27 protein-coding genes and 2 tRNA genes are annotated in these 26,336 nt (G+C 68.5%); 13 read left to right on the forward strand and 16 right to left on the reverse strand.

Annotated features, from left to right (window positions below; genetic code table 11):
* Position 1: 1 nt before the first annotated feature.
* Both H507_RS0109630 and H507_RS15945 read right to left on the reverse strand, forming a co-directional pair.
* The gene (locus H507_RS0109630) at positions 2-1,087 is read right to left on the reverse strand and encodes a DUF58 domain-containing protein (RefSeq protein ID WP_084707764.1); all 1,086 of its coding nucleotides are present in this window, start codon (positions 1,085-1,087) and stop codon (positions 2-4) included.
* 18 nt (positions 1,088-1,105) lie between these two features.
* Positions 1,106-2,134: an AAA family ATPase gene (locus H507_RS15945; protein ID WP_022910510.1), complete on the reverse strand. Its 1,029-nt coding sequence runs from the start codon at positions 2,132-2,134 to the stop codon at positions 1,106-1,108.
* Positions 2,135-2,290: 156 nt separating this feature from the next.
* On the opposite strand from H507_RS15945, the gene H507_RS15950 reads away from it, so the two are divergent.
* From H507_RS15950 to H507_RS0109650, 3 genes are all read left to right on the forward strand, one after another.
* Complete coding sequence (locus H507_RS15950; protein ID WP_040438066.1) at positions 2,291-3,139, forward strand: hypothetical protein; 849 nt, start codon at positions 2,291-2,293, stop codon at positions 3,137-3,139.
* Positions 3,139-3,951 (forward strand): HAD family hydrolase, encoded by an 813-nt coding sequence (locus H507_RS0109645; protein ID WP_026378053.1) that lies wholly within the window; start codon positions 3,139-3,141, stop codon positions 3,949-3,951. Before H507_RS15950 ends, H507_RS0109645 begins: the two co-directional genes overlap by 1 nt.
* 104 nt (positions 3,952-4,055) lie before the next feature.
* Positions 4,056-5,132: a Gfo/Idh/MocA family protein gene (locus H507_RS0109650; protein WP_022910513.1), complete on the forward strand. Its 1,077-nt coding sequence runs from the start codon at positions 4,056-4,058 to the stop codon at positions 5,130-5,132.
* A gap of 125 nt (positions 5,133-5,257) precedes the next feature.
* On the opposite strand, the gene H507_RS0109655 is transcribed toward H507_RS0109650, so the two are convergent.
* On the reverse strand, positions 5,258-6,013 hold the full coding sequence (locus H507_RS0109655; protein WP_022910514.1) for a potassium channel family protein: 756 nt from the start codon (positions 6,011-6,013) through the stop codon (positions 5,258-5,260).
* A 137-nt stretch (positions 6,014-6,150) separates the two neighbouring features.
* Between H507_RS0109655 and H507_RS0109660 the strand changes: the two genes are divergently transcribed.
* Positions 6,151-7,164: an excalibur calcium-binding domain-containing protein gene (locus H507_RS0109660; protein WP_022910515.1), complete on the forward strand. Its 1,014-nt coding sequence runs from the start codon at positions 6,151-6,153 to the stop codon at positions 7,162-7,164.
* A 72-nt stretch (positions 7,165-7,236) separates the two neighbouring features.
* Here H507_RS0109660 and H507_RS0109665 read toward each other — a convergent pair whose 3' ends face one another.
* Both H507_RS0109665 and H507_RS0109670 read right to left on the reverse strand, forming a co-directional pair.
* The gene (locus H507_RS0109665) at positions 7,237-8,208 is read right to left on the reverse strand and encodes an NAD-dependent epimerase/dehydratase family protein (RefSeq protein WP_022910516.1); all 972 of its coding nucleotides are present in this window, start codon (positions 8,206-8,208) and stop codon (positions 7,237-7,239) included.
* Between the two features lie 129 nt (positions 8,209-8,337).
* Positions 8,338-8,411 (reverse strand) — tRNA-Ile (locus tag H507_RS0109670).
* Between the two features lie 135 nt (positions 8,412-8,546).
* Between H507_RS0109670 and H507_RS15955 the strand changes: the two genes are divergently transcribed.
* Both H507_RS15955 and H507_RS0109680 read left to right on the forward strand, forming a co-directional pair.
* Positions 8,547-9,056 carry a DUF4395 domain-containing protein gene (locus H507_RS15955; RefSeq protein WP_022910517.1) on the forward strand — a complete coding sequence of 170 codons (510 nt, stop codon included), beginning with the start codon at positions 8,547-8,549 and terminating at the stop codon, positions 9,054-9,056.
* A 72-nt stretch (positions 9,057-9,128) separates the two neighbouring features.
* Positions 9,129-10,214 carry a Gfo/Idh/MocA family oxidoreductase gene (locus H507_RS0109680; protein WP_022910518.1) on the forward strand — a complete coding sequence of 362 codons (1,086 nt, stop codon included), beginning with the start codon at positions 9,129-9,131 and terminating at the stop codon, positions 10,212-10,214.
* On the opposite strand, the gene otsB is transcribed toward H507_RS0109680, so the two are convergent.
* Positions 10,186-11,046, reverse strand: a complete 861-nt coding sequence (gene otsB / locus H507_RS0109685) for a trehalose-phosphatase (protein ID WP_022910519.1) — start codon at positions 11,044-11,046, stop codon at positions 10,186-10,188. The two genes, H507_RS0109680 and otsB, sit on opposite strands and share 29 nt — an antisense overlap.
* Positions 11,047-11,150: 104 nt before the next feature.
* Here otsB and H507_RS0109690 point away from each other — a divergent pair, with 104 nt between their 5' ends.
* Complete coding sequence (locus H507_RS0109690; protein WP_022910520.1) at positions 11,151-12,575, forward strand: alpha,alpha-trehalose-phosphate synthase (UDP-forming); 1,425 nt, start codon at positions 11,151-11,153, stop codon at positions 12,573-12,575.
* Positions 12,576-12,684: 109 nt separating this feature from the next.
* Here the strand turns inward: H507_RS0109690 and H507_RS0109695 are convergent.
* The 4 genes from H507_RS0109695 to dnaG all read right to left on the reverse strand — a co-directional run bounded on the left by H507_RS0109695 (position 12,685) and on the right by dnaG (position 16,043).
* Positions 12,685-12,757, reverse strand: a tRNA-Asn gene (locus tag H507_RS0109695).
* 87 nt (positions 12,758-12,844) lie between these two features.
* Positions 12,845-13,348: a hypothetical protein gene (locus tag H507_RS17345; protein ID WP_022910521.1), complete on the reverse strand. Its 504-nt coding sequence runs from the start codon at positions 13,346-13,348 to the stop codon at positions 12,845-12,847.
* An 11-nt stretch (positions 13,349-13,359) separates the two neighbouring features.
* Positions 13,360-14,016, reverse strand: a complete 657-nt coding sequence (locus H507_RS17350) for a sigma-70 family RNA polymerase sigma factor (RefSeq protein ID WP_022910522.1) — start codon at positions 14,014-14,016, stop codon at positions 13,360-13,362.
* Positions 14,017-14,168: 152 nt separating this feature from the next.
* On the reverse strand, positions 14,169-16,043 hold the full coding sequence (dnaG, locus tag H507_RS0109710) for a DNA primase (protein WP_022910523.1): 1,875 nt from the start codon (positions 16,041-16,043) through the stop codon (positions 14,169-14,171).
* 43 nt (positions 16,044-16,086) lie between these two features.
* Here dnaG and H507_RS0109715 point away from each other — a divergent pair, with 43 nt between their 5' ends.
* Positions 16,087-16,845: an ABC transporter permease gene (locus tag H507_RS0109715; RefSeq protein WP_022910524.1), complete on the forward strand. Its 759-nt coding sequence runs from the start codon at positions 16,087-16,089 to the stop codon at positions 16,843-16,845.
* A gap of 3 nt (positions 16,846-16,848) precedes the next feature.
* Here H507_RS0109715 and H507_RS0109720 read toward each other — a convergent pair whose 3' ends face one another.
* Complete coding sequence (locus tag H507_RS0109720) at positions 16,849-17,958, reverse strand: HD domain-containing protein (protein ID WP_040438286.1); 1,110 nt, start codon at positions 17,956-17,958, stop codon at positions 16,849-16,851.
* 104 nt (positions 17,959-18,062) lie between these two features.
* On the opposite strand from H507_RS0109720, the gene H507_RS17870 reads away from it, so the two are divergent.
* Together H507_RS17870 and H507_RS17355 are read left to right on the forward strand one after the other, a co-directional pair.
* Positions 18,063-18,230, forward strand: coding sequence for a hypothetical protein (locus tag H507_RS17870; RefSeq protein WP_022910526.1), 168 nt, complete (start codon positions 18,063-18,065; stop codon positions 18,228-18,230).
* Between the two features lie 150 nt (positions 18,231-18,380).
* Complete coding sequence (locus H507_RS17355; protein WP_026378057.1) at positions 18,381-18,782, forward strand: hypothetical protein; 402 nt, start codon at positions 18,381-18,383, stop codon at positions 18,780-18,782.
* On the opposite strand, the gene dusB is transcribed toward H507_RS17355, so the two are convergent.
* From dusB to H507_RS0109750, 4 genes are all read right to left on the reverse strand, one after another.
* Entirely contained in the window at positions 18,779-19,861 is a 1,083-nt protein-coding gene (dusB, locus tag H507_RS0109735; RefSeq protein ID WP_281166936.1) for a tRNA dihydrouridine synthase DusB, read from the reverse strand. The genes H507_RS17355 and dusB overlap by 4 nt on opposite strands.
* Positions 19,862-19,973: 112 nt before the next feature.
* Positions 19,974-20,507, reverse strand: a complete 534-nt coding sequence (locus H507_RS0109740) for a DUF1697 domain-containing protein (protein WP_022910529.1) — start codon at positions 20,505-20,507, stop codon at positions 19,974-19,976.
* A gap of 1 nt (position 20,508) precedes the next feature.
* Positions 20,509-22,665 carry an alpha-galactosidase gene (locus H507_RS15975; protein ID WP_022910530.1) on the reverse strand — a complete coding sequence of 719 codons (2,157 nt, stop codon included), beginning with the start codon at positions 22,663-22,665 and terminating at the stop codon, positions 20,509-20,511.
* A gap of 67 nt (positions 22,666-22,732) precedes the next feature.
* On the reverse strand, positions 22,733-23,041 hold the full coding sequence (locus tag H507_RS0109750) for an antibiotic biosynthesis monooxygenase family protein (RefSeq protein WP_022910531.1): 309 nt from the start codon (positions 23,039-23,041) through the stop codon (positions 22,733-22,735).
* A gap of 106 nt (positions 23,042-23,147) precedes the next feature.
* Between H507_RS0109750 and H507_RS0109755 the strand changes: the two genes are divergently transcribed.
* On the forward strand, positions 23,148-23,555 hold the full coding sequence (locus tag H507_RS0109755; RefSeq protein WP_022910532.1) for a Fur family transcriptional regulator: 408 nt from the start codon (positions 23,148-23,150) through the stop codon (positions 23,553-23,555).
* Here the strand turns inward: H507_RS0109755 and recO are convergent.
* The gene (recO, locus tag H507_RS15980) at positions 23,525-24,334 is read right to left on the reverse strand and encodes a DNA repair protein RecO (protein WP_084707737.1); all 810 of its coding nucleotides are present in this window, start codon (positions 24,332-24,334) and stop codon (positions 23,525-23,527) included. The two genes, H507_RS0109755 and recO, sit on opposite strands and share 31 nt — an antisense overlap.
* 33 nt (positions 24,335-24,367) lie before the next feature.
* Here recO and H507_RS0109765 point away from each other — a divergent pair, with 33 nt between their 5' ends.
* Complete coding sequence (locus tag H507_RS0109765) at positions 24,368-25,447, forward strand: substrate-binding domain-containing protein (protein ID WP_169512703.1); 1,080 nt, start codon at positions 24,368-24,370, stop codon at positions 25,445-25,447.
* Between the two features lie 8 nt (positions 25,448-25,455).
* Positions 25,456-26,268, forward strand: a complete 813-nt coding sequence (locus tag H507_RS0109770; protein ID WP_022910535.1) for an isoprenyl transferase — start codon at positions 25,456-25,458, stop codon at positions 26,266-26,268.
* The last annotated feature ends 68 nt before the right edge of the window (positions 26,269-26,336 follow it).

The raw sequence follows: 26,336 nt of genomic DNA on the forward strand, positions 1-26,336 counted from the left end.
CTCATCGGCTGACGCCCTGGGGCGGGGCGTGCAACATGCTCGCGACCCGCCGGTAGCCCAGCACGAACCGGGCGATGTCCTGCACCCAGTCTCTGTCGGTGCGCAACTGTATGTGTCCCACCCCGGCCCGGCGCAGGGCGATGGCCACTCGTTCACGTTGGGCCGCGGAGGCGGCGTTCATGCGGGCCCTGGCCTTCTCGTCGCCGGTGTTGACATAGCGCGCGAAGTTCGACTCGGGGTCCTTGATCAGCATCTCGCCGACGTCGGGGAACTCCAGTTCGTGGGAGTCGACCACCTCGACGCAGAGCACCTGGTTGCGCACCGACAGTCTGCGCAGGGCACGTTCCCAGTCGGGGCTGACGTTGGGGTCGAGTTCGGCGTCGCCCGGGGAGAGGAAGTCGGAGACGACCACTCGCATCCCGCGGCGCCGCTGGGTTCGGCTCAACTGTTCGATGCCGGCGGCCAGCGTCAGCTCCCCGGGGGCATGGTCGGGGACGATGGGTTCGTCCAGCATGGTGCGCAACAGCCCGTACAGGGCCGAGCGGCCGGAACGGGCCGGAAGCCGTTTGATGGAGTCCTGGCGCATCAGCATGCCGCCGAAGCGGTCACCCATCTTCTGCGACAGGAAGCCGATGGTGGCGATGGCGGCGATGCCGAGGTCGCGCTTCGTGACACCGTCGGTGCCCCAGTTCATCGACGGGGTCACGTCCAGCAGCGCCCACACCTCGAGTTCGCGGTCGGCCATCGTGTCGCGCACGTGGGGCACCGTGGTTCTCGCCGTCACCGCCCAGTCCATCTTGCGCACGTCGTCCTGGCCGGGCTGGTAGATGCGTGCGTCATTGGCGTCCGAACCCGGGCCGGGCAACAGCCCGAGATGGTCACCGTGGAGGAAGCCCTCGAGTCGACGCACGATGGTTAGTTCGAGTCGGCGAAGAGCAGCCTCGGGTGCCAGCCGGTTGAGCGGCAGGCTCGGACCGGTCGGGGAGGCCAGCACGGTCGCTGCAACCCCTACGTCGGATCGGTTCGGTGCTGGGGCTCCGCCGAGCGGCGGGCCCGGTGGCGGTGCGAAGGACGGGTGTTGGGTCATCTGGTCCGCCACACCGGGTCAGCGGAACTCGGGGTTGTATCGACCCTGTTCGTGGCTGGCCTGGCGCTGTTGCTGGTTCCACACCGGCGTCGGTGCGGGCACCATGGCCAGGATGCGCTCGACCACACTGGCGGGCTCGATGTTGTCGGCGACAGCATCGAAGCCGAGCACCAGTCGGTGGCCCATCACGTCACGGGCCACGGCCTGCACATCGGTGGGCATGACGTAGTCGCGCCCGTGGATGAGCGCGAGAGCACGAGCGGCGGCCACGAGTCCGAGCGTGGCTCGTGGGGAGCAGCCGATCTGGATGACGCTGGTGAGGTCGGGCATGCCGAACTCGTCGGGGGTGCGCGTGGCGAGCACGAGGCGGACGATGTACTCAGCAACCAGGTTGTGCACGAAGACGTTGGCGGCCATGTCCTGCAACTGCAGCACCAGGTCGGGGTTCAGCACCCCATTGGCCTCGGGGGGCCGCACGCTCATGCGGCGCAGGATCTCGAACTCCTCGTTGCCGCGGGGGTAGGGCACGTCGACCTTGAGCAGGAAGCGGTCGCGCTGCGCCTCCGGCAGCGGGTAGACGCCCTCGGACTCCACCGGGTTCTGGGTGGCGATGACGATGAACGGCTTCTTGGCAGGGTAGGTCACACCTGCGATGGAGACCTGCTTCTCGGCCATCAACTCCAGCATCGCCGACTGCACCTTGGCGGGCGCCCGGTTGATCTCGTCGGCCAGCACGAAGTTGACGAAGACCGGGCCCAACTCGATGTCGAAGGACTCCTTGCTCGCCGAGTAGATGCGGGTGCCGACGATGTCGGAGGGCACCAGGTCGGGGGTGAACTGCACGCGTGCGAACGAACCACCCACCACGGTGGCGAACGAGCGCACGGCCAGGGTCTTGGCAACACCGGGAACGCCTTCGAGCAGGACGTGTCCTTGGGCCAGCAACCCGACCATCAACTGTTCGACCATGTGCTCCTGGCCCACGATCACCCTCTGCACCTGCTGGATCGCCTGCCCCAGCAGTTCCGAGGCTTCCTTGGTGGTCATGCCCCCGTGGGCCCCAGTCTGGGTGGGCGCCTGTGGCCCTGATGGGTTGGTCACTCACGTCTCCTGAGGTGCTCGGGGTGATTACGCCTTGGCCACGATACCGCCCCCTCGGGTCGACAGCCGCCGTGCTCCGGCGATGTGGTGAGATGGGTGGTGATGTCTGACCTGCCGCACGCCGGACCCGCCTCCGCGCTGTTCCCCGATGACCCACCCAAGGTGGGTGACTTCTGGCTGGACGCGCGTCTGACGGCCGGTCCGTCCGGGGTGGCCTACGTCGGTCACGATGACAACGACAACACCCCCGTCATGGTGATCGTGCTCTCCGACGGCGCAGCCCACGACGCCGCGGCTCGTGACCGCCTGGCCGGTGAGGTCAACAAGCTCCACATCGACACCGTCATCGCCCGCGGCGGACGAGGCCAGGACGAGGGCCGACTGGCCCACACCTTCCGTTCCGAGGACGACGACCCCGTCGATCCCGGCCATGCCCCGCTGGCGCCGTGGGTGGCACTGGCCTATGACGGCTCCCCGCGCGCCGTGGCCGAGGCCGAGCGTCTGCTCACAGCGGTCGACCTGTCCCGGACGTCCCTGCTGGGACGCCCCAGCGGCCCCGACTACGACCTGCACTGGCGCAACAACCAGCAGCCGGGCACGTCGCGCCTGTGGCCGCTGCCGTGGCCGGGACGAACCGACCGCGCGGGATGGGTGACGACCCTGGTGGCCTGGCTGCTGATGCTGTTGCTGGCCGCCCTCGCGTTGCTGATCGCCGTCCTCATCTTCTCCAAGCAACCCCCGGTCTCCCCACCACCGCCGGTGCCGACCACCGGCTCCGCCTCCGGCGGCGGATCGGCCTCGCCGTCGTCCTCGGGTTCGCAGTCGGCCTCACCGGAGTCGCCGGGGTCTTCGGGGGGGCACAACTCCCCCACCAAGTCGGCCAGCTATGAGTCACCCGACCCACAGGGGTCGAAGTCGGGTGGGTCACCTACCCCGAACAAGAAGTTGTGATGACCGAGCCCAGACTGGTCGCGACCGATCTCGACGGAACCCTGCTCAATGCCGAGGGTGTGATCTCCGAGCTCAACCAACGAGCACTCCGTGAGGCTGCCGATCGTGGCATCGAGGTGGTGGTGGCCACCGGCCGGCCGTGGCGCTGGCTGCAGGTGCTCGAACCTCTCCATGACCTCGACCTGCACGTGCTCACCAGCAACGGTGCGGTGCGCTACGACCTGCACGGTGGAGTCGTCACCTCCCACGACAGCCTCGACGTCGACGTGGTCGCCGAGGTCATCGACGACCTGCGTGGCGCCGACTCCCGGCTCGGGTTCGCCTTGGAACACGTGGACGGGTGGTCGTGCGATGAGGTCTACCTGGCTCATTCGACCGTGGCCGTTCCGGGCGCCACCGTTCGTCCGATCGACGAGGCCCTGAACGTCAGTCCAGCCGTCAAGCTGTTGGTGCGCTCGGCGGACCTGCCCTCAGATCGTCTCGCCGAATTGCTGGCCCCGCTCATCGGCGACCGGCTCACCCCCACGTGGTCGTTCGTGGTCTCACCCGGGTTGCTCGAGATCTCGTCGCCCGGGGTGACCAAGGCCAGCGGTCTGCAACGGGTGCTGGACGACCTCGACATCGCTGCCGCCGAGGCGGTGGCATTCGGTGACATGCCCAACGACATCGCCATGCTGCAGTTGGTGGGTCGCGGGTTCGTGATGTCGAATGCCCATCCGTCGTTGCACGAACTGGGGCTCCCGGTCGCGGGCGACCACGACGACTCGGGCGTGGGTCGAACCCTGCTGGGCCTGCTCGGTCACGACTACTGATCGCACCGTTGGCGCGCTTTGGCGTGGGCACTTGCCATCGGGTCGCCCGGGTCTGAAAGAGTTGACTGAACATCCATTCACCCCCACCCCAGGAAGCTTCACCCATGACTCATGCGGCCCTCATCGTCGGCTACGGCACGATGGGCATCTACCACTCACGCAAGCTGGCGGCAGCCGAGGGGGTGACGGTCAAGGGCGTGGTCGACGTCGACCCCCGCGCCATCGAGGAGGCCGAGACCGCCGGACTCCACGGCTACGCGTCGCTGGAGGAGGGCTTGGCTGATCCCGAGATCGATCTCGTCGTGATCACCACCCCCAACGAGGCGCATCACCCGATCGCACTGGCGGCCTTCGCGGCCGGCAAGCACGTGCTCACCGAGAAGCCGGCCATGCTCAACTCAGCCGAGCTGGAAGAAGTGATGGCCGCGGCCGAGGCGGCAGGCAAGGTCTTCACCGTGCACCAGAACCGCCGCTGGGACGAGGACTACCTCGTCATCAAGCAGCTCTTCGACGAGGGGACGCTGGGTCAGGTCACCTACGTCGAGTCCCGCGTCGACGGATCCCGAGGGATTCCCGGTGACTGGCGCCGCGACCCCGTTCGCGGAGGCGGCATGGTGCTCGACTGGGGTGTCCACCTCGTCGACCGGCTGCTGCTGATGGTGCCCGCCAAGCTCAACCGCGTGTTCTGCCGTCTCTCGCACATCGCCGGCCACGAGGTCGACGACGGCTTCCGCATCCAGTTGTCGTTCGACAACGGCGTGGAGGCCGTGGCTGCGTGCACGACCAACAACTTCATCTCGGGACCCAACTTCCACATGGAGGGTGCCCACGGCACCGCCGAGATCGAGGACTGGGACCTGAACGGCAAGATCGTGCGTCTGCACGACCTCGAGAAGGACTCGGACGCGGTGCCGGTGCTCGCAGGGCAGGGCATGACCAAGACGATGGCTCCCCGGCTCGTCGACTACGCCGCCCGCGCCAAGGTGCAGGACAACCTTGAGATCCTGCCGATCCCGCGCATCCCGGTGTCGATGGACGGTTTCTACACCAACCTGGTCGCCGCCATCGAGGGACGCGAGCAGCCCTTGGTCGAGATCTCGACGGTGCTGCGTTGCCTGAAGGTGCTCGAGGCCGCCTTCGAGTCGCACCGCACCGGTGAGGCCATCGCCTTCGAGGCCTGATTGATCGGGGCCTGATTGGCCTTCCCGGTCGGGGGCGGCGTCCACGGACGTCGCCCCCCCGAAATTGCTCCTCGCATCATGCCGCGCGGCCCTTCCCCACGCCTCAAGTGAGGCAGGCCAGTTGATCAGTCTTGCCGGTCGCGCTCGCGCAACAGTTGCCTCAGTTCCTGTCTGAGCGCAGCCACCTCGGAGGCGAGGTCGAGCACCTCGCTCTCGGTACGTTGTTCAGCGGATTGAGCTGCCTCGGCGACCTTCTCGACGAACCACGACGCCAATGCCGCGGTGATGACTCCGAGCAGCGCGATTCCTGTGACCATCAGTCCGAGCCCCACGAGTCTGCCGGCATAGGTGACGGGGAACTGATCGCCGTATCCGACTGTGGTGATGGTGGTCGCCACCCACCAAAGAGCATCTCCGATCGAAGTGATGTTGGCACCGGGCGCGAGGCGCTCGGCGTCCAGGACGGCCAGCGCGGCGACAAGGCCGACCACGGCAACTGCCACCAACACGTATGACACGTCGCGACCCCGGGCGAAAGCCTGGCCACGTCGACTCAGAACATTCAGCGCCATCACGATCCGTAGCGCCCTGAGTGGACGAAGCATCGGGGCGGCCAGCGTCACCACGTCGAGCCAGTTGCGACGAAGAAATGCCCACCGTCGCTCTGACAGGATCACGCGGACGACGAGGTCCAGGGCAAACAGGAACCAGATTGCCCAGGACGCTATCGAGCACCCTCTTCTTGCAGCGGACGGAAGGTCTGGCTGCAGGATAGGCCACGCATAGACCACCAAGAACAGCGCTGCTGCCCCGAGGAGTGGAGCGCTTGTCCTTCGTTCCCATTGGGTGACCTGTCGATCAGACACATCGAGAAACTGCACGCAGATTCCCGGCCATCGGTCTCCGGCCACTCCCCAAATCGTTCAGCCTGACGCCGTGCAACAATGACCACCCTGATCACAGGGCACTCAGGGGTGCGTGAGAGCGTTTTCCCACCACCTCTGCAGAAGGACCACTCATGATCACTGCCCGCCCCATGGTGCGCCTCGCCGGCTCCATTGCCCTGGGGGCCACCATCGCCCTGTCGGTGGCGACTCCCTCCGAGTCCGTCACGCAGCCATCCCTCTACTTCAGCAGCTGCGCCGATGCCGCCGCAGCTGGGTACCACGACATGCGAATCGGTGAGCCTGGCTACCGGTCGGGACTCGATCGCGACGGCGATGGCATCGCCTGCGAGACCGCAGCCGGACCTGCTCCGGCACCCGCACCCGCACCAGCTCCCACCTCCAGCCCTTCGGCCACGCTCCCTGCGGGACAGGTCTACGGGGTCAACGCGCAAGGCGTCCTTCAGTACTTCAAGGGCAACCTTTCCTCCGGACTTGCCTACGTCGGCCAGCGCGGAACGGGCTGGGGTGCCATGACGTACATTGCCCAACTGAACGCCAACAGCGACGGCTACCCCGACCTGATCGCCCGCCGCGGAGCAGACCAGTCGTTGTGGCTGTACAAGGGCGGCAGCAACGGTTGGCTCACCCTGGTGGGTCAGGTGGGCTCCAATTGGGGTGGCATGGACCTGATCGTGCCCGTCTCGAACCTCGGCGGTGGAACCACGCGCTACGTGGTGGCGCGCAGGGCAACCGACGGAGCACTGTTCCGCTACACCTTGTCGGGATCGCGCCTGAGCGGCGCGAGCCAAATTGGCAAGAACTGGGGATCGATGCGTCACATCGTCGGGGTGGGTGACTTCACCGGGGACGGCCGCGCCGACATCGTGGCCGTGCGCACGGACGGGACGCTGTGGCGATACTCCGGGACGTCGGGGGCCACGATCGGCTCCGGCACCAAGGTCGGTCAGGGATGGACCGGTTTCACCCGTGCCTTCTCGCCTCTCGACCTGACGCGCGACGGCCGCTGGGACCTCGCGGGGCAGCGCAGCGACGGCACCGTCTTCGGCTATGCCAACAAGGTTGGCTCATGGGGACCTGCCACCAAGCTGCTCAGCGGCACGAGCACCTACAAACTGCTGGCCTGACCGTCGTGGCTGACTCGGCTTGATCTGGGGAGGCGTCCACAGACGTCGCCACCGAGCGATCTTCGGGCCGGGTCAGCCCACGAGGGGCGACGCCACCTCGAGCTGGCCATGGTCGACCAACCACCGCACCGCCTCCTGGACGGTCCCGCCCGCGCTGTACTTCGGGGCATAGCCGAGCAACCGCTGCGCCTTCTGCATCGTGAAACTCTGACTTCGCACCAAGTGCTGCCAGCTCGCATCGGCGTGCTCGGGGGTCAAGCCCTCCCTGAAGGCCGCCCACGAGACGGACTCGAGTACGGGCGTCCTGCCGAACCAGGAGGCAGCAAGGGTGGCGTAGCCGCGCACGTTGAGCGCGTCGGCGGCGGTGATGTAGAACTCCTCACCTGACGCCTCGTCCCGGTGCTCAACCGCACACTCGAACGACTGGGCGACATCGTCGGCGTGCACGTGCGCCATGGTCTCCGCACCGAGGCCGGGAATCCTGATGGGTTCGCCGGACGAGAGCCTCGTCCAGACGGTGGGGTCCAGGTTGCCCGTGGGACCGATGGGCGCCCAGCCCGGGCCACTGATGTGGCCGGGGTGGAGGCTCGTGGTCACCAGTCCCCCGCTGGCCGTCTCCTGCTTCAACATCCGCGCGATCTCGTACTTGCCGATGCCGTACTCGCCGAAGGGTTCGGTCGTGTTCTCCTCCGACATCGGGATGACCTGGCTGGCTCCCGCGCTCCAGATCGAGCCACAGAAGAGGTAGTGCCCGGTCTGGCCCCGCAACCGCTCCACGAGGGCGGCGGCCGAATCGAGGGTGAAGCAGACCAGATCGATCACGACCTCGCCACCGAGCCCGAGCAATCGATCGGGGAAGCTGCCCTCGGCGTCCTCCCGCTGGCGGTCAGCCACCACCTGCTCAACCTGTTGCCACTCCGGGGCATCGACGTACGGGTTCGACGTCCCACGGCTGATGTTCACGACCTGGTGGCCGCCCCGGACGAGTCGGGGAATCAGGAACGACCCGATGTGGCCACTCCCGCCGATCACAATGATGCGCATGTGTGTCTCCCTCGGTGATGGCCGCTGTCGCAGCCCACGACACCTGCTGTTCTACCGGACGGATGCGCCGATCGTGGGAGGCGTGGACTCTGATTCGGCAAGCTCACAGCCGGGCCATCAGGTGTGGGGTGGGGCGTGCGGGGCTCGAACCCGCGACCCAGGGATTATGAGTCCCCTGCTCTGACCGGCTGAGCTAACGCCCCCGTGCGCCGAGACTGCGACCCGCAGACTCTATCGGTTCACCCGTCCTGCCCACCTTCGGCTGCCCGACGCGCTCCGAGTTGCCCGCCGCCATCACCTCACATAACCTTTGCTTATCGACTGAGAAAGCAGGAGTCATGACGACCACCCTCCCGATAGGCGCCATCGGCGCGCGCCGCCGCTGGCCCGAATCCGTGGACGATGTGACCGTCCGTCTCGTCGCCGGTCTCGTGCTGGCCGTCGTGCTGGTCACCCTGCTGACCCAGCAATGGTGGCTCTTCGCCCTGCTGTTCGCGGACTTCCTCAGCCGAACGATCTTCGGCCCGCGCTGGGGCGTCACCTCGCGTGTGATCCAACGGTTCGTGCGTCCGCGCGTCTCGGTCGGCCGTCGCCCCACCGCTTCGGCACCGAAGCAGTTCGCAGCAGGTATCGGAGCGGCCATGACCGGTCTGGCCAGCGTCGCCTGGGTCGGATCGCTGGTCACCCCCGCCTCGTGGCCCATCACGGTGGTCTGGGCCGTCGGCGCCATCATGGTGCTCTTCCCCGCACTCGAGGCAGTGCTCGGCCTGTGCGTCGGCTGCAAGCTCTTCGGGCTGCTCGCCCGATTCGGCGTGGTCAATCCCGATCTGTGCGTCGACTGCGCCTGACACCCTTTGTCGCAGCCCTCGGCGTCAACTCAACGCTCCCGCTCGGAGAGCGCTCTCCGCTAACCTCCGGGCATGACCATGCCTGAGCCTGCACCCTCCTTCGTCCTGGTCGGTTGGGGCTACCGCTCCCGCGCCTGGTGGGAGGCCGCGCGAGGGATCGGCGCCACCTGCGCCGGCATCGTGGTGCGCAGCCCGCGCGAGACCCCGGTTCCATCGTTCGGGTCGATCGCCGAGGCCGTGGCCACCACCGGCGCACGGTTCGTCGTCTCGTCCGTGGGGTGGACGAGCGCTGCCGCGGTGATCGCCGAATCCGTGCACCTGGGGCTCCCCATCCTGAGCGAGACCCCACCCGCAGCGGACCTCGAGGGGTTGGCCACCCTGTGGTCGCAGGTGGGTGACTCCGGCCTGGTGCAGGTGGCGGAGCAGTACCCGCAGTACCCCTCCCACGCGGCCCGGCTGGCGCTGGTGCGCTCGGGGGCCCTCGGCACTCCCACCCAGGTGCAGGTCAGTTCGACCCAGCTCTACCACGCCGTGGCGCTGATGCGGGCCCACCTCGACGCCCGCCCCGGCACTGCCACCGTGACCGCGACGACCACTTCCGCACCTCTGCTCCAGCCCTTGTCACGCGCCGGGTGGACTCCCGACCCCTCGCCGACGAGTGCCACCACCACCCACGCGGTAATCCAGTTCGGCGCCCCGGGTGAGGGTCGCAGTGGCGTCTACGACTTCACCGACCTGCAGACCCGCAACCTGCTGCGGGTGCGCCGACTGGTGGTGCGCGGCACCCACGGAGAACTCGACGGCGAGCAGGTACTGCGCTGGGGAGGACCAGAGACGGTGCTCAGCTCGCGCATCGAACGCCGTCAGTCGGGGCACGACCTCGACATGTCGGGCTATGACTCCGAGGCCCTGAGCCACGGCGACCACGTGCTGTGGCGCAACCCTTGGCCGGGTCGACGCTGGTCGGACGACGAGCACGCCACCGCGGCGGTGCTGGCGCAGATGGCAACCTGGGTGTCCGACTCGGAGGCAGGATCGTCGACGCCCGGGCCCTACCCGCTGGCGGAGGCCTGCCAGGACGCGGCCATCGGGTTCGCCATCGAGGAATCGGTGCGCCGGGGCGCCCCGGTCACACTCCCCGATCAGCCCTGGTGGTGAGTTCGGCGGCCAGCCAGGCAAGAAAGGCTCCAACTCCCTCCACACCGTCCGCCTGGAGGTCAGCGTGGGCGGCCAACTCGGGCCTCTCGGTCGACCCCGAGACCAGGGCAGCCGTCACCACCCCCCGGTCGGCCCACCGGTGAAGTTCCTCGAACGCGGGGAGGTCACCCAGGTCGTCCCCCGCCATCAGCACCGTCCTCGGTGAGCCGTGCTCGATCAGCTCGCGCAGGGCCTCGGCCTTCGAGGTCGACTGCTCCCTGACTTCGAGCACCAGCTTGCCGGGCTCGAGGTGGAGCCCGTGGGCGCCCGCAACCTCCGCGACGGGACCGGTGAGGGTCTCCAGCGCCCGCCGGGGATCGGCCGCCCTGCGGGTGTGCACGCCCAGCGCCCGACCCTTGTCCTCGAGGTGGACGCCAACCAGCGCTGGATCGCTGGCGGCTCGCCCCTCCACCAGCGACGAGATCTCAGCCACCGCTTCGCGGAATCCCGCCGAGACCTCGGGCACCCGGGCCACCCCGGTGGCACAGTCGAAGCGCTCCACCCCGTACTGGCCCAGCACCACCAGGTGGCCGAAGTCGTCATCGTCCAGCCTGGCCAGCCGCCGCACCGCATCGACCGGTCGTCCGGTCACGATGGCCAGTTGCCCGACCCTCGAGCCGAGCGCGAGCAGAGCGGCGCGGGCATCGTCGGAGATGAAGGCGACCGCGGGATCCTCGACCATCGGCGACAACGTGCCGTCGAAGTCGAAGGCAAGCAGGGCGTGCCCCGGGTCGTCCACGATCGCCTGGACGAAGGCCCGCCCTCGGTCGGTGGTCACCTGCCATGAGCTCATGCCCTCACCCTAGTCAGCTGGGTGGTGGCGGCGCCTCGCGAAGCTGACAAGGAACAACGTTCCGCGAGGCACCGCTAGGGTGGGAATGACTGAAGGAGTGAGCCTTGACCGCTGCCCCCACCGACGGCGCCCCGTTCGTCGTCGTCGCCAACAGACTTCCCGTCGACCGCACCGTCTCGCCCGACGGAACCATTGACTGGCGCACCTCGCCCGGTGGCTTGGTGACGGCCCTCGAACCCGTCATGCGAGCCAAGGGCGGTGCCTGGGTCGGGTGGCACGGCGCGCCCGACGAGACCGTCGACGAGTTCGAGCACGACGGTTTCACGGTGGTGCCCGTGCCACTGTCGGCCCAGGAGGTCAACGAGTACTACGAGGGATTCTCCAACGCCACCCTGTGGCCGCTCTACCACGACTCCGTGGCCTTCCCCGAGTTCCACCGTGAGTGGTGGGACTCCTACCAGTTGGTCAACCAGCGGTTCGCCGAGCGGGCGGCCGAAGTGGCCGGCCCCGGCGCGACCGTGTGGGTGCAGGACTACCAACTGCACCTGGTGCCGACGATGCTGCGGGAACTGCGACCCGACCTCAAGATCGGCTTCTTCCTGCACATCCCGTTCCCACCTGTGGAGCTGTTCCACCAGATCCCGTGGCGTCGACAGTTGCTCGGCGGCCTGATGGGAGCCGACCTGGTCGGGTTCCAGGTTCCCGGCGGTGCGCAGAACTTCCTGCGGCTCGCCCGTCGCCACGCCCCCGAGAAGGTGACCGTGAAGGGCAGCGAGATCACCTTGGGCGACGGTCGGGTGGCGGTCGCGAAGGCCTTCCCCATCTCGATCGACACGGACGGCTTCCGCGAACTGGCCGAGTCAGACGAGGTCAAGGCTGAGGCCAGACAACTGCGCGAAGACCTCGGGAACCCGAAGGTGATCTTCCTGGGCGTCGACCGGCTGGACTACACCAAGGGTCTGCGCCAGCGCATCAGGGCCATGGGGGAACTCTTCGCCGAGGGCAAGCTCGACCCCTCGGAGGCCGTGCTGCTGCAGGTGGCCACCCCCAGCCGGGAGCGGGTTGAGGAGTACAAGCGGCTGCGTGACGACATCGACCTGCTGGTGGGTCGCATCAACTCCGAGGTGGGAGGGGTTGGACGATCGGCCATCGTCTACCGTCACGCCTCCTTCCCCCGTCACACGATGGCTGCCATGTACTCGATCGCCGACGTGATGGTGGTCACTCCCCTGCGCGACGGCATGAACCTGGTCGCCAAGGAGTACATCGCCTGCCACGGCAGCGACGACGGCGCCCTGGTGCTGAGCGAGTTCGCGGGGGCCGCGCTGGAACTCAAGCAGGCATACCTGGTCAACCCGTACGACCTGAACGGCATGAAGGAGACGCTCATGCAGGCGGCCACCGACGGGCCGCGAGTGCGCCGTCGCCGGATGTCGGCGTTGCGCAGGCAGGTGAGCGAGCACACGATCGATCGGTGGGCGCAGAACTTCCTCGACACTTTGGACGAGGTGGCCCGAGCCCACGGGTGAGCCTTGGGCGCCCACGGCTGGGACCGTGGGCGCCCGCTCCCGACTGAACGACAAAAGCCCGTCCTGACCAGCGCACATGCGCTGGTGGGACGGGCTTGGCGAAGTCTTGCTCCCCCGGGAGGACTCGAACCTCCAACCCTTCGATTAACAGTCGAATGCTCTGCCAATTGAGCTACAGGGGATCAGCGTTGCCGCTGTGCGGCTCTCTCGAGCACGCTTGGAAACGCTAGCAGAGCAGCACCGGAGAACAAAAATCCTCAAGGCCCGGATCACAGGTCGTACTGCTCCTGGAGGTCGGTGGTGCGGGCCAGCACGAAAGCCCGCACCTGGGGGTCGTCGAGGTCGGCTCGTCCTTGGCTGACCGCCTGCCACACGGTTGCGCCACCAGCGGCTCCCAGCGCTCGCCTGCCTGCGACCATCACCCGGCCTCCGCCCGGTGCGTCGAAGTTCTGCTGCACCACGATCGAGGCCATCACCCGCTCGTTGAAGACCTCGGGCACGCGACCGGGGTCGTCCAGCACGATGCTGCCGCGCTCGTCGGTGTTGGTGGTCCAGCGCAGCGAGGACGAGTCACGGTTCCATCCGCCGGCCTGCAGCAGGTGCCAGCCGTGCACCTCCCACTGACCCTGGCGGCCGATGGCCAGTGCGCTGTCGAGGGCGACCGCCCACGAGTCGTCCGGGCCGGCGGCCCAGGCCAGCACCCGTGCGCCCGGGACCCGGGACTCGAGGTCGCGGCTCACCGCGGGGGGCAACGTCTTTCGTCCGAACACCATCCCAGTCTGCCTCAGGCGGCAGACTTCCACGCCACCGCAGCCAGCTCGCGGGCCCGCTGCACCAGTCGGTGATAGGCGCTGCGGCTGAGCCCCAGCTGCGCTCGCACCCGGGCAGGGGTGGCATCGGGGCGGGCCAGCAGCTGCAGCAGGGTCCGTTCCCGCACGGGCAGGTCATCGAGCCACGCCGGGGGCTGCTCGTCCAGGATCTGTTCGTCCACGGTCTCGTCGGAGACCAGTTCGGGCAGGTCGATGGCGTTGCGCAACTCGTCGCGCTGGGTGAACAGGTCGCGCTGGGCGCGCTGGAGTCGACTGGTGATCCAGATCCACGCGGTGGTCGAGAACCGGGTTCCACGCCGGTGGTCCCACCGCATGATCGCCTCGGCGAGGCCCAGTTGTGCCTCGCTGACCAGGTCGTCCTCGGGAAGCCCGTGACGTCGGGACACCCGCCCTGCCAGCATCCCGGCCAGCCCGACATTGGCCTGCCACATGCGTTGCCAGGCCTCGTCGCCGGCCACCGTCAACGCCCGCAGGTCGTCGAGGGGGGCGTCGGTGTCGAAGTCGCCGTCGAGGGCGGCGCGGGCCAGGACACCGGCCTCGATGGTGCGGGCCAGGTCGATCTCCTCGTCCGCGCTCAGCAGGGCGGACCGGGTGGGGCGTGTGTTCGTCATGGGTCCCACCCCACTCTCGCGGGGCCCGTGGCGGCGGGGAGCCACGACAGCTGTGGAGTCCGCATCCGGACAACACCACCTTGTCCACAGCCCTTGACATGGTGCCCGCCACAGACGAGCGCACCGACGAACTCCGAGGGCAGGAGGCGGGCTCAGTCGAGCGCGCCCATCCCCGACTGCTGCAACTGCTTGCGGGTGGCCTCCAGTTCGAGCAACCGCGAGAACATCTGGTTGTAGGCCGAGGTGTTCTCGACCGGGTTGGTGCGCTGCAACTTCGACTTGAGGTTGCGCAGGTCATGGGTCACCCGCAGCAACTTCAACCGGTCGGCATATGCCGTGGCGTAGGCCTCGTCGGGCTCCCGCAGCAGCGGCTCCACCATCAGTCCCGTGAACAGTTGGCGCACCACCTCGTCCTGGATGGACTCGAGCACTCGCTCCGACCACTCGGGACCGGTGTAGACGACCGCTGCCAGCGCCTCGAAGACTGCCCGGTAGGCGGGGTGGGAGAAGTCGTCGCTGCTGACCCCGTTCCATTCCGCATCGAACAGCAGGGGGTACTGCAGCATCAGCTTGCAGGTGCCCCGTTCCACGGCCGTCGCCCGGTCACGTGGGTCGGGCAGGGGAACAGATGACAGCAGCGCCGGCTCGTCCGTCGTCGGGCTCGGAGCACTCGGACGAAGCACCCGATCGGGGGGAAGGCCTCGCTTGCCGACCCGCTGGACCTCGGCACGCACCTCGTCCACGTCCATGCCGAGCATGCTCGCCAACTCGCGCACATAGCCGGAGACCAGACTCGAGTCGCGGATGGACGACACCAGGGGCGCGGCCTGACGCAGGGCGGCCAGGCGTCCGTCGGCCCGGTCGAGGTCATGTCCCGACAAGGCATTGCGCATCACGAACGTGTACAGCGGCACTCGCCTGGCCACCAGTTCACGCACGGCCGCCTCACCGTGCTGCAGACGCAGGTCACAGGGGTCGAGACCGTTGGGCTCGACTGCCACGTAGGTCTGGGTGATGAAGTTCTGGTCACCACTGAACACCTTGAGCGCGGCCCGCTGACCGGCCTCGTCCCCGTCGAAGGTGAAGACCACCTCGCCGTTGAACGCGTCGTGGTTGCCCATCAGCCGGGTCAGCAGGCGGGCATGGTCGTCACCGAAGGCGGTACCACACGAGGCGACCGCCGTGTCGACCCCCGACAGGTGGGCGGCCATCACGTCGGTGTAGCCCTCGACGACCACCGCCTGGGACTTCTTCCCGATCTGCTGTCGGGCCAGGTCGAGCCCGTAGAGCACCTGCGACTTCTTGTACACCGGGGTTTCGGGGGTGTTGAGGTACTTCGCCGGCATGCGGTCGTCGTCGAAGATGCGGCGCGCCCCGAAACCCAGCGTGGACGATCCCGAGTCCCGGATCGGCCACAGCACCCGCCCCTGGAAGAAGTCGTACCCCGCCTCGCGCACCAGTCCGGCCGCCACCAGGACGTCGTCGGCGAATCCCGCCCGGTTCAGGTGGTGGCGCAGGTCACGGCCACCCCGAGGGGCGTACCCGACGCCGAAACGCTCGGCGTCGGTGCGCGCGAAGCCGCGCTGGTCGATGAACTGGCGAGCGGCCAACGCATCGGTGGTGAGCAGTTGCTTGGCGTAGAACTCCGCAGCGGCCGCGTTGGCCTCGAGGATCCTCACCCGGGTGCCGGGTTGGGTGCGCGCACCACCGCCGCGTCCGTCCTCCTCGATGCGCAACTGCACCCCCACTCGGTCGGCAAGCTGCTGCACGGCCTCGGCGAACGACAGGTTGCTGATCTTCTGCACGAAACTGATGACGTCGCCGCCCTCACCGCAGCCGAAGCAGTGGTAGAAGCCACGGCTCGGGGTGACGTGGAAGCTCGGTGTGCGTTCGTCGTGGAAGGGGCACAGGCCTTTCAGCGAACCGCCACCGGCCTTGCGCAGGGACACGTACGAACCGACCACGTCGTCGATTCGGGCGCGTTCGCGGACGAGAGCGATGTCTTCGTCGTTGATGCGGCCGGCCATGGCGCACATGTTAGCCGCGCCCGCGTGGCGTAGGTTCACGGGTGTGACCGTCGAACCCTCCTGGCAACTCGCCGTTGCCCTGGTGGTCCTGGTGGTGGTCGGGACGGTCGCGGCGACCTGGGGGCGGTTGCCCCTACGGCGGTCCCTGCTGGTGGCCTCGGTGAGGGCGGCCCTGCAGTTGGCGGCCGTGTCGGCCATCATCGTCGGTGCCATCCAGAACACAGTCGCGGCCATCGGCTTCGTGCTGCTGATGTTCGCGATCGGCGTGCACACCACGGCGACGCGCACGGGCACCCGGCGGCGTTGGCCCTGGGTGGCCTTGGCGATGGCCTCCGGTGCCCTACCGGTGCTGCTGGTCATCTTCGGATTGCAGGTGGCACCCTTCACCGGCATCAGCATCATCCCGATCGCCGGGATCATGGTGGGCAACATGATGAGCGTGCACACCCTCAATGGACGACGCCTGTTCGCTGCGCTGCGGGACGAGCACCGGGAGTACGAGGCGGGGCTGTCGGTGGGACTGACCCGATCCGAGGCGATCGACGAGGTCACCCATCGGCACGCCACCGAGTCGTTGGTGCCCAGTCTCGACTCCACCCGCACCACTGGTCTGGTCACCCTGCCTGGCGCCTTCATCGGGGTCATGCTCGGTGGTGGCAGTCCTGTGCAGGCGGGCGCCGCCCAGGTGCTCGTCCTGGTGGGAATCCTCGCCGGTCAGTTCGTGACCGTCACCGTCTCACACCGACTCATCCGGGCGGCCAAGCTGCTTCCCGTCGACCTGGTCGCCTCGTTGCGTCCGTGACGGTCAGCCGAGGCCTCGCCCGATGCCTTCGGGCAGGCGGTCCGGACCCCATCCCAGTACCAACTCGGCCTGGTCGAAGGCGAACCGGTCGGTCATGCCGCCCACGTAGGTGACCGCGCCACGGACCGGGTCCTGCTCGGAGCGGTACTCCGCCGGCATCAGTTCGGGACGAGCCAGGTAGGCCCCCACGAGTCCGTGCAGCACCTCGACCACGACGTGGGACTGCGCCAACGACTCGGGTCGGGTGTAGATGCGCTCATAGTTGAAGGCCCGCAGCGCCGCCAGCGCGCCAGCAGTGTCGGCATCCATCCCCACCTGCCCGGTCTGCTGGGTGGTGGCGATGACAGCACGGATGAACCGCCCCAACTGCTGGCCACGGGTTCGTCCGACCCGTTCGGCGACCAGCCCGGGCAGGTCATCGAGGTGCACGATGCCGGCGTGCACGGCGTCCTCGAGGTCGTGGGCGCAGTAGGCGATGCGGTCGGCCCAGCTGACGATCTCGCCCTCCACGGTCATGGGAGCGGGTCTCGACCAGGAATGGTTGCGGATGCCGTCCAGGGTCTCGGCACACAGGTTGAGCCCGCTGAGGACGACATCGGCCCCCCAGGGTCCGTGGTCGTAACCCTCCGGGATGAAGGCGTCGAAGGCGTCCTCGCTCGCATGTCCGCCGGGGCCATGGCCGCAGTCATGGCCGATGGCGATCGCCTCGGTCAGCGACACGTTGGCGCCCACCCCGCGGGCGATGGAGGTGGCCACCTGGGACACCTCGAGTGCGTGTGTCAGTCGGGTCCGCTGGTGGTCGCGGGGGGCGACGACGACCTGCGTCTTGCCCGCCAGTCGCCGGAACGCCGTCGAGTGGATGATGCGATCCCGGTCACGTTCGAAACAGGTTCGCTCGCTGTCGGGTTCCTCCTCGATGGCACGGTTTCCTGCCCCACGTGCCCGCGTCGCCCCGGGCGCCAGCAGTGCATCCTCCCGTTCCTCCCGGGCCTGACGCGTGAGGTCGCGGGCCTGCAGGTGAGCGTCCGTGTCACGGTGCGCGCGGACGACGTCGGCCCCACTGGGAGCGGGGTGGCCTGAATGGGTCGCTGCCCACGCCTGTGCTCGGGGCATCACGACGGCATCGGGTTGTTCTGCACACACGCCAGTCAGTGTGCCAGTCGTGGGCGGGAGGGAGCGGTGGGCAATACTGATGGCACGCGACAAGGAGCCTCCCGATGACCAACCAGCCCTCGGCCAACAACCCTCAACAACCGGAGCAGCAGCCATGGGGGCAGCAGCGACGGTGGGAACAGGCGCCGGGCAATGCCCAGACGCCCTCCTGGGACCAGCAGGCTCCCCAGCAACCCTGGGGGCAGCCCTCGGCGAACCAGCCCGACCAGTAAGGGCAATCGCCTCAGTACGGGCAATCGCCTCAGTACGGCCAGCCCCCTCAGTACGGGCAGGCTCCCCAGTACGGGCAGGCTCCCCAGTACGGGCAGGCTCCCCAGTACGGGCAGGCTCCCCAGTACGGGCAAACCTCCCAGTACGGCCAGGTGCCTGCTCCTTACGGCTACGGTGCCACCCCCTACCAAGCCCAGCCCGCCGGGCCCACGCCACGGGGCAACGTGCCACTGGTGCTGGTTGGCTCCGCCTTCGTGGTGAGTGTGCTGCTGAGCGTCTGGGGCGCCGCCGCCGCGGTCAACTACGTCACCCTCTCCAACTCCGAGGGTGACGCCGCCGCGGCCGAGTCGAGCTATGCCCTCGAACTGGGGGGCTCGGTGCTGCTGCAGTTGGTGCCCATCGTCGTCGGGATCGTCGGTCTGGTGCTCGGCATCCGCGCCATGCGGCACCCGCAGACCAAGACCAAGGGGCTGATCGCGGTGGTGGGCGCGATCGTGGCACCGATCGTCAGCCTGGTCGTCTTCTTCGCCGGGGTGGCCGGCGCAGTCGGCTAACCGCCGGAACTGTCCAGTTCGGCTTCTGCCAGGTCGAGTTCGCAGCCCGAGGTGTCGTCCAGCCAACCGGTCGGCATGACCACCTTGTGGCGCGGGCTGCCCTGGCGGCCGCGCGGTCGTCCGAGTTCTCCCTGTGGGTAGGGAGCGTCGTGGTCGAGTTGCGCGAGCAGGCTGTCCAGTTCCTCGAAGGTCGAGATCATGGCGAGCGCATGGCGCAGTTCGCCACCCACCGGGAAGCCCTTGAAGTACCAGGCCATGTGCTTGCGCATGTCGGTCAGGCCATGCTTCTCACCCATCACCCCCGCCAGCAGTTCCGCATGCCGGCGCACGATGGCGGCGACCTCGCCCAGACGGGGCAGGGCCCGGGTGTCACGGCCGGCCATCGCGTCGGCCAGGTCGCGGAACAGCCACGGGCGACCCAGGCATCCCCGACCGATCACCACCCCGGCGCTACCGGTCTCCCGCATCATGCGCACGGCGTCGGTGGCCTCCCAGATGTCGCCATTGCCCAGCACAGGGATCTCGACGTGCTCCACCAGCGCCCCGATGGTGCGCCAGTCGGCCTGCCCCGCGTAGGCCTGTGAAACGGTGCGCGCGTGCAACGCGATCGCGGCACAGCCGGACTGCTCGGCGATGCGGCCGGCATCGAGGTAGGTGAGGTGGTCGTCGTCGATGCCGATCCTGGTCTTCATGGTGACGGGCACGCCGAACGGGTCGGCGGCCGCGACCGTTGCCTCCAGGATCTGACGCAGCCGGTCCCGCTTCCACGGGAGCACCCCTCCCCCGCCCTTGCGGGTGACCTTGGGCACGGGACAGCCGAAGTTGAGGTCGACGTGGTGCACGCCGTACTGCTCGCACAGGATCGTCGTGGCCTCGGCCACCATGCCCGGGTCGACCCCGTACAACTGCACCGAGCGCACCTGCTCATTGGGGGCGAAGGCCAGCATGTCCTTGGTGCGGTGGTCGCCGTACACGAGTCCCCGGCTGGTGATCATCTCGCACACATAGAGTCCCGCGCCCTGTTCCAGACAGAGCTGGCGGTAGGCCGCATTCGTGATGCCGGCCATGGGGGCCAGCACCACCGGGGTCTCGGCAACGACGGCGTCGCGCCGGCTCGGGGCGTGCAGGCGCAGGGGTGCGAACTCGGTGGTGGTGACAGTCACGACGGACGATCCTACGCCGCGCGCCTCGTCAGCCCCATTTCTCGGCGAGTGCCCGCAGCACCCGGTCGTTGCGGTTCGTGGAGGGTCCACTGATCCGCTCGATCTTCGCGAAGTTCGTCCGCACCTGGTTGAACGGCACGTCGACCAGCAGGTGGATGGCCCGGCCGCGGACGACCAGCCTCTCCCCTGGTGTCGACATCTGCTCGATCTCGCGCGCCACCGCCGCCGGGGGCTGTCGCTTCATCACCGACACGTACGATCCGACCTTGGGCGTGAACGTGGCGGCCAGGTCGTCCACGTCGGCCACGATCCCAGCGAGTTCGGCGGTCGACAGCACGATCGTGCTCACCTCGAACCCCCGGTCGGTGAGGAAGACGGACTCAAGGGCGTCCTCCAGCTTCTCCCGCGAGCGCAGCGGTGACTCCAGACGAACATTGCCGGTCTGGATGTGGGTCTGCACCCCGGCGAACCCCGCCGCCTCAAGGGCGGCACGGAGTTCGGCCATGGGATACTTGCGCCCTCCGACGTTGACCGCCCTCAGCAGGGCGATCCACACGCCCATGTCAGACTCGCTCCGCGACGACGATGCGTGCTCGCTCGGGCACCCCGACGCCGGTCAGGACGCCGTGGGTGGCCAACTGTCGTCCGGTGAGAACCGTGGGCGAAACGACTGCACCACGCACCTGCGTCAGTTCGAGTTCGCTGACCCGGTAGCTGGCGTCCGGGTCGAGCCCCGGCAGCCGGATGGCACCGATGGTCCAAGTGGTCGACATCTCGAGTTGGGTGATCGAGAAGATGCCGCGGTCGGCTGTGACCACACCGTGCACGAAGACCCCGGGCTGGGTGTCGAGCCGCACCACGGTGCCGCCGAGCAGGTGGGCACGGTTGTCCTTGTACCACTGCACCCACGCCTTCAGCGCTGCGACCTCGTCGTCCGTGGCCTGCTTCAGGTCCCACTCGATGCCCAGGTGACCGAACACTGCCGTGGCGGCACGGTAGTTGATGTCGTGGTGGCGACCCGTCGTGTGCGAGGCCCCGGAGGCGATGTGCGAACCCATCAGCTCGGGCGGCAACAATTGGGTCGTCCAGCGGAGCATCTGCTGGCGGTCGGTCGGGTCGATGTTGTCACTCACCCAGACGCGGTCGCAGTGCTGCATGACCTCGAGGTCGATGCGGGCACCACCCGAGCTGCACGACTCGATCTCGAGCCCCTGGTGGGCGGCCTTGAGCTCGTCGACGAGGCGGTAGAAGGCCAGGGTCTGCTCGTGCACCGCGGGACGGCCGTCGGGGGCGGTGCCGGCGTCGAGCAGGTCGCGGTTGTGGTCCCACTTGATGTAGCCGATCTCGTACTCGTCGAGCAGCGCCATCATCTGGTCGCGCACGTGGGCGTAGGCCTCGGGCACGGCCAGGTTGAGCACCCACTGGTTGCGTGACTCCAACGGCATGCGTCCGGGCACCTGCATCACCCACTCGGGGTGGGCCCGGGCGAGGTCGGAGTCGGGGTTGACCATCTCGGGTTCGAACCAGAGCCCGAACTGCATGCCCAGCTCGCGCACCTTGTCGATGAGGGGGTGCAGGCCCTGCGGCCAGACGTCCTGGGAGACGACCCAGTCGCCCAGCCCGGAGTGGTCGTCGCGACGGGATCCGAACCAGCCGTCGTCGAGCACGTACCGCTCGACACCCACGGCGGCCGCGCGTTCGGCCAGATCGATCAGGCGGTCGGCGTCGTGGTCGAAGTAGACGGCCTCCCACACGTTGATGGTCACCGGACGATCGGTGCCGACCGGATGCACCCGGCGCAGGAAGGCGTGGTTCTGGTGGGCGATGGCGTCGAGCCCGTGGCCGTGGCTGAAGTAGACCCACGGGCCGGCGTAGGACTGTCCGTTGGCGAGCACCATCTCACCGGGCAGCAGGATCTCACCGCCCCCGACCAGCTGCTCACCCGTGAGCACGCGCTCGGCGTAGTGCAGGTGGTTGCCCGACCAGCCCACGTGAACCCCCCAGACCTCACCCTCGGCGAACCCGAAGCCGGGCTCCCCGAGGTGCACGATGGTGGCCGCGTCGGCGCCGGTGCGTCCGTGGCGTCCTTCACGCACGTGCGCCCCGACACCGAGGGTGGTGCGCTGCGGCACGCGCTCCTTGCCCCAACGACCGGCAGTGTCGAGCACCTCGCTGGCCCGGTACGGCACGGGCAGGGCGACGTTGAGCTCGCCCACCTGGTAGCCGTCGTCGCCACCATTGGTGACCGTCGCACGCGACCGCACGAGGCCGGCATCGTCGATCTCGATCTCGATCGCCAGCTCGAGCCTCGTGCTGGCGCAACCCGCCCGCACCTGCAGCACGTGACCGGTGGCGACGGCATCGGGATCAGCCTCGGAACCGTCGAGCAGCACCTGGTTGACCACGAACTTCGGGGCCCAGTCCTTGCCCGAACGTGAACCGCTCAGTCCGGGACGGCCCGTCCAGCCCATCCACGTCTCGGGCACCAGTGCGGTGCGGTGGAAGTCGGCTGGCACGCCGTTGTTCATGCCGGAGCCGCCCAGCACGGAGTCCATGGCCTCGAACTGGTCGACCGAGAGGTCGCCGAGGGGGTCTCCCCAGTGCAGCACGGCTGGCAGGTCACCGCGACTGATCTTCAGCGCGACAACGGTCTTCTCCGAGGTGAGCAGGATGCGGTGGGTGGGCAGCGCGGAGGGCTGGGCGTGAACGTCTGTGGCCATGCGTCGAGCCTAGCGGTGAGCACCGACACGACACCGGCGGTGCACGCCATTCGGGCCGGGGTTCGCCTCAGCTGCCGCGCGGTCGGTTCTCGCCGAGGAGCTCCGGGGAGAGGTAGGCGCTGGGTTCGTCCACCGCCATCGACAGCATGGGCACAACCGTCATCTTCGACTCGTACCCCTGCAGCGCCCTCCGGTAGGAGCCGACCTCGTCCCAGACGTGCACCAGCGCCCACAGGTCGGGCTCGTCGACGTTCTGCACGAGCTCGATCGAGACGAGTCCGGGTCTGGCCTGGAGCACACCCATCGCCGCTGCGGCCTGTTCGCGGAACAGGTCCCGGCGCTCGGGAGGGACCCGGAAGCGGTTGAGCACGATCACGGACCCCAATTTAGTCCCCCCTGTCCCGGCCGCCCTGCGAAGCCCAGCCAGCCGGCGTCAATGCCGGACTGCGGCTGCAGGCTGGGCTGATGGCACACTTGGGGCGATGACCACGTCGCAGACCACCCCTCCCGTCCGCCGGACGAAGCAGCGTGCTGCCATCCGCGAACTGGTGGCCGTGACCGACGAGTTCCGGACCGCCCAGCAGGTGCACGACGACCTCAGACTGCGTGGCGAGTCGGTGGGGTTGGCCACCGTCTACCGGGCCCTGCAGTCGATGGCCGAGTCCGGCGAGCTCGACGCCGTCCGTCAACCTGAGGGAGAGATCGCCTACCGGGCCTGCGCCGCCCGGGAGCACCACCACCACCTGATCTGCCGCACCTGCGGCAGGACCGTCGAGATCAGCGCCAGCGAGGTGGAGTCATGGGCTGATCGGGTGGCCCGCCAACACGGTTTCAGCGACGCCGGCCACGAACTGGAGCTCTACGGGCTCTGCAGCGACTGCGCCGACTGATCCGCGGCCGGGTCCAGCTCACCGACGACCGCTGAGAAGCTGCGTTCGACGTGGCTGAAGGAACGCAACCCGTGCTCCAGGTGCCAGGTCGCGAACGCCGAGACGATTCCGCTCACCTGACGTTGCACCATGGGGGTGGCCGCACGGGTCGAGGGCCAGTCCCCGCGCACCAGCGCGGCGAGCAGGACCGACGTCTCCGCCGACACCCGTACCGCCCCTGAGCCTCGGCAGCCGGCGCAGACCATCCCTCCCGATGAGGGTGAGAAGAACGGATGCGGTCCGACGCGCCCACAGGCCGCACACGAGTCGAGGGAAGGTGAGTAGCCGGCGAGTGACAGGGACCGCAGCAGGTAGGAGTCGAGGATCATCCCGGCCGAACGGGGACCGTCGGTGGTTCCCTCCCCCAGCACCCTGAGGGCACCGGCCAGCAGCAGGTAGTGGCGCAGGGCGGGCTCGTTCTCGACGCTGACCAGCCGGTCGACGGTCTCGAGCATCACCTGCCCGGCGGTGTAGCGCTCGTAGTCAGCCAGGATCGGCTCGGACCACGCGTGCAACTGCTGCACCTGGCCGCAGATGTCGAGGCTTCGTCCCTCGATCACCTGCAGGTCGACGTGGCGGAACGGTTCGAGCCGGCCACCGAACTTCGAACTGGTACGGCGCACCCCGCGCGCCACCGCTCGCACCTTCCCGTGGGTGCGGGTCAGCAAGGTGATGATCCGATCGGCCTCACCCAGCTTGTGGGTGCGCAGCACGATGGCTTCGTCACGGTAGCTGGGCATGTCGTCCATTCTCCCACCGGATACCCTGAACGGGTGAAGCGAAGCGTGGGTGTCTGGGCCGGTGCCCTGGCCCTGGCGACCACGCTGGTGCTGGGGGGCTGCGCGAACAAGGCAGAGGCCGAGTCGGTGACCGTCGACTTCGCCCATGACGGTGCGGTCGAGACGCTGGTGCTCGCTCCCAGCACCCCGGGCCACCCGGCCCTGCGGCCGTTCCTGCGGTCGGCCTACGCTGCTGCCGGACTCGACCTCGACATCACCCAGGTGAGGAACACCCAAGAACTGCGGACGAGGGTCCGTGACCTCGAGGACCACCCTCCGCCCACCCTGGTCGTCGAACTCCCCCACTCCGACCAACCCGCCGACGAGTTGGCGGCAGTCGTCAAGGCCGGGACCAGTGTGTTGTGCCTGGGAGAGCGACCGCAGGTGTCGACGGGCATGTGCTCGGTCTTCGTCGGTTGGGACGACTGGGCCGGGGGCTTTGAACAGGCCGCCGCCCTGACCACAGCACTGGGCAAGAACGAGGGTCGTCGCTGGAACGTCGAGAGCCTCGGCCTGGCACCCGACGACAAGGCCGGCGCCGCGCGCCTCCGGGGAACGTTCGTCCAGCGCCTGCCCTACCGGTCGGACTCACCGACCATCACCAAGACCGGGAGGCTCTACTACACCCAGGTCGAGGTGCCCGACCTCGACCCGGCGAGGGCGACCAAGCAGTTGTCGACCACCATCCAGGCCACCTACCTCAACCAACCCATGGACGGCCTGCTGCTGCCCACCGACGACTTCATCGCGCCGGCACGGGCCGCCTTCGAGGTGAACCGGCGACCGCTGCCCCTGATGGTCTCGGCCGGGGCCACGCCCGCGGGGCTGAAGGCCCTCGCCGACGGCATCGTGGTGGCCACCGAGTACCGCGACCCGAAGCTGCTGGCCCACCAGACAGCCCTCACCCTGTCGACGCTGCGGTCCGGTCGTCCCGTGGTGACCTCCCCGCGCCGTGACTGGGAGAACGGGTTCGGCGAGATCCCGGTGGTCTTCATCACCCCGGTGTCGGTGACCCTGGCGAATGCGGCCACCACCTTGGCCGACGCCCCCGAGATGCTCGCCCACCTGCAGTGAGGAGCCCCATGTCGCCCCGACCCCCCGAGCCCCACCCCAGCGGCGCCAGACCACCGGCCATCGCCGCCAAGGACCTGCCCCGACACGTCGCCATCGTGATGGACGGCAACGGCCGATGGGCCAAACAGCGTGGGCTCAAGCGCACCGAGGGGCACGCACGGGGCGAGGACTCCCTGTTCGACGTCATCGCCGGCGCCATCGAGCTCGGGATCCCCTACCTGTCGGCCTACGCCTTCTCGACCGAGAACTGGAAGCGCTCCCCCGACGAGGTGCGGTGGTTGATGGGCTTCAACCGTGACGTGATCCATCGACGCCGCGACCAGCTGGACGCGATGGGCGTACGGATCCGCTGGGCAGGCCGGGAACCCCGGTTGTGGAAGTCGGTCATCCACGAACTGCGGGCGGCCGAGGAGCAGTCGCGGAACAACACCACCCTGACCCTGCAGTTCTGCGTCAACTACGGTGGACGAGCCGAGATCGTCGACGCGGTACGCCGACTGGCGGCCGACGCCAAGGCCGGGCGGATCGATCCCGACCGGATCACCGAGGACCGGCTCGAGCGCTACCTCTACTGCCCCGACGTGCCCGAGGTCGACCTGTTCGTCCGCTCGTCTGGTGAACAGCGCACCAGCAACTTCCTCGTCTGGCAGTCGGCCTACGCCGAGATGGTCTTCCTCGACCGGCTGTGGCCGGACTTCGACCGCCGTGACCTGTGGCACGCCGTCGAGCTGTACGTGAACCGGGACCGTCGTTTCGGCGGCGCCGTGCCGAACGAGCAGATCGTGAACGGGGAACAGCCGGGGGCGACCAGCCGCGGCTGACCACGGCGGCTCCACCCCGGGCCTTCCGTCCGAGGCCTGCCGAGCAGGGTCGAGGCCCGCGTTCACTG

The sequence above is a fragment of the Aestuariimicrobium kwangyangense DSM 21549 genome, from assembly GCF_000421525.1.
In the GTDB taxonomy this organism is placed as follows: domain Bacteria; phylum Actinomycetota; class Actinomycetes; order Propionibacteriales; family Propionibacteriaceae; genus Aestuariimicrobium; species Aestuariimicrobium kwangyangense.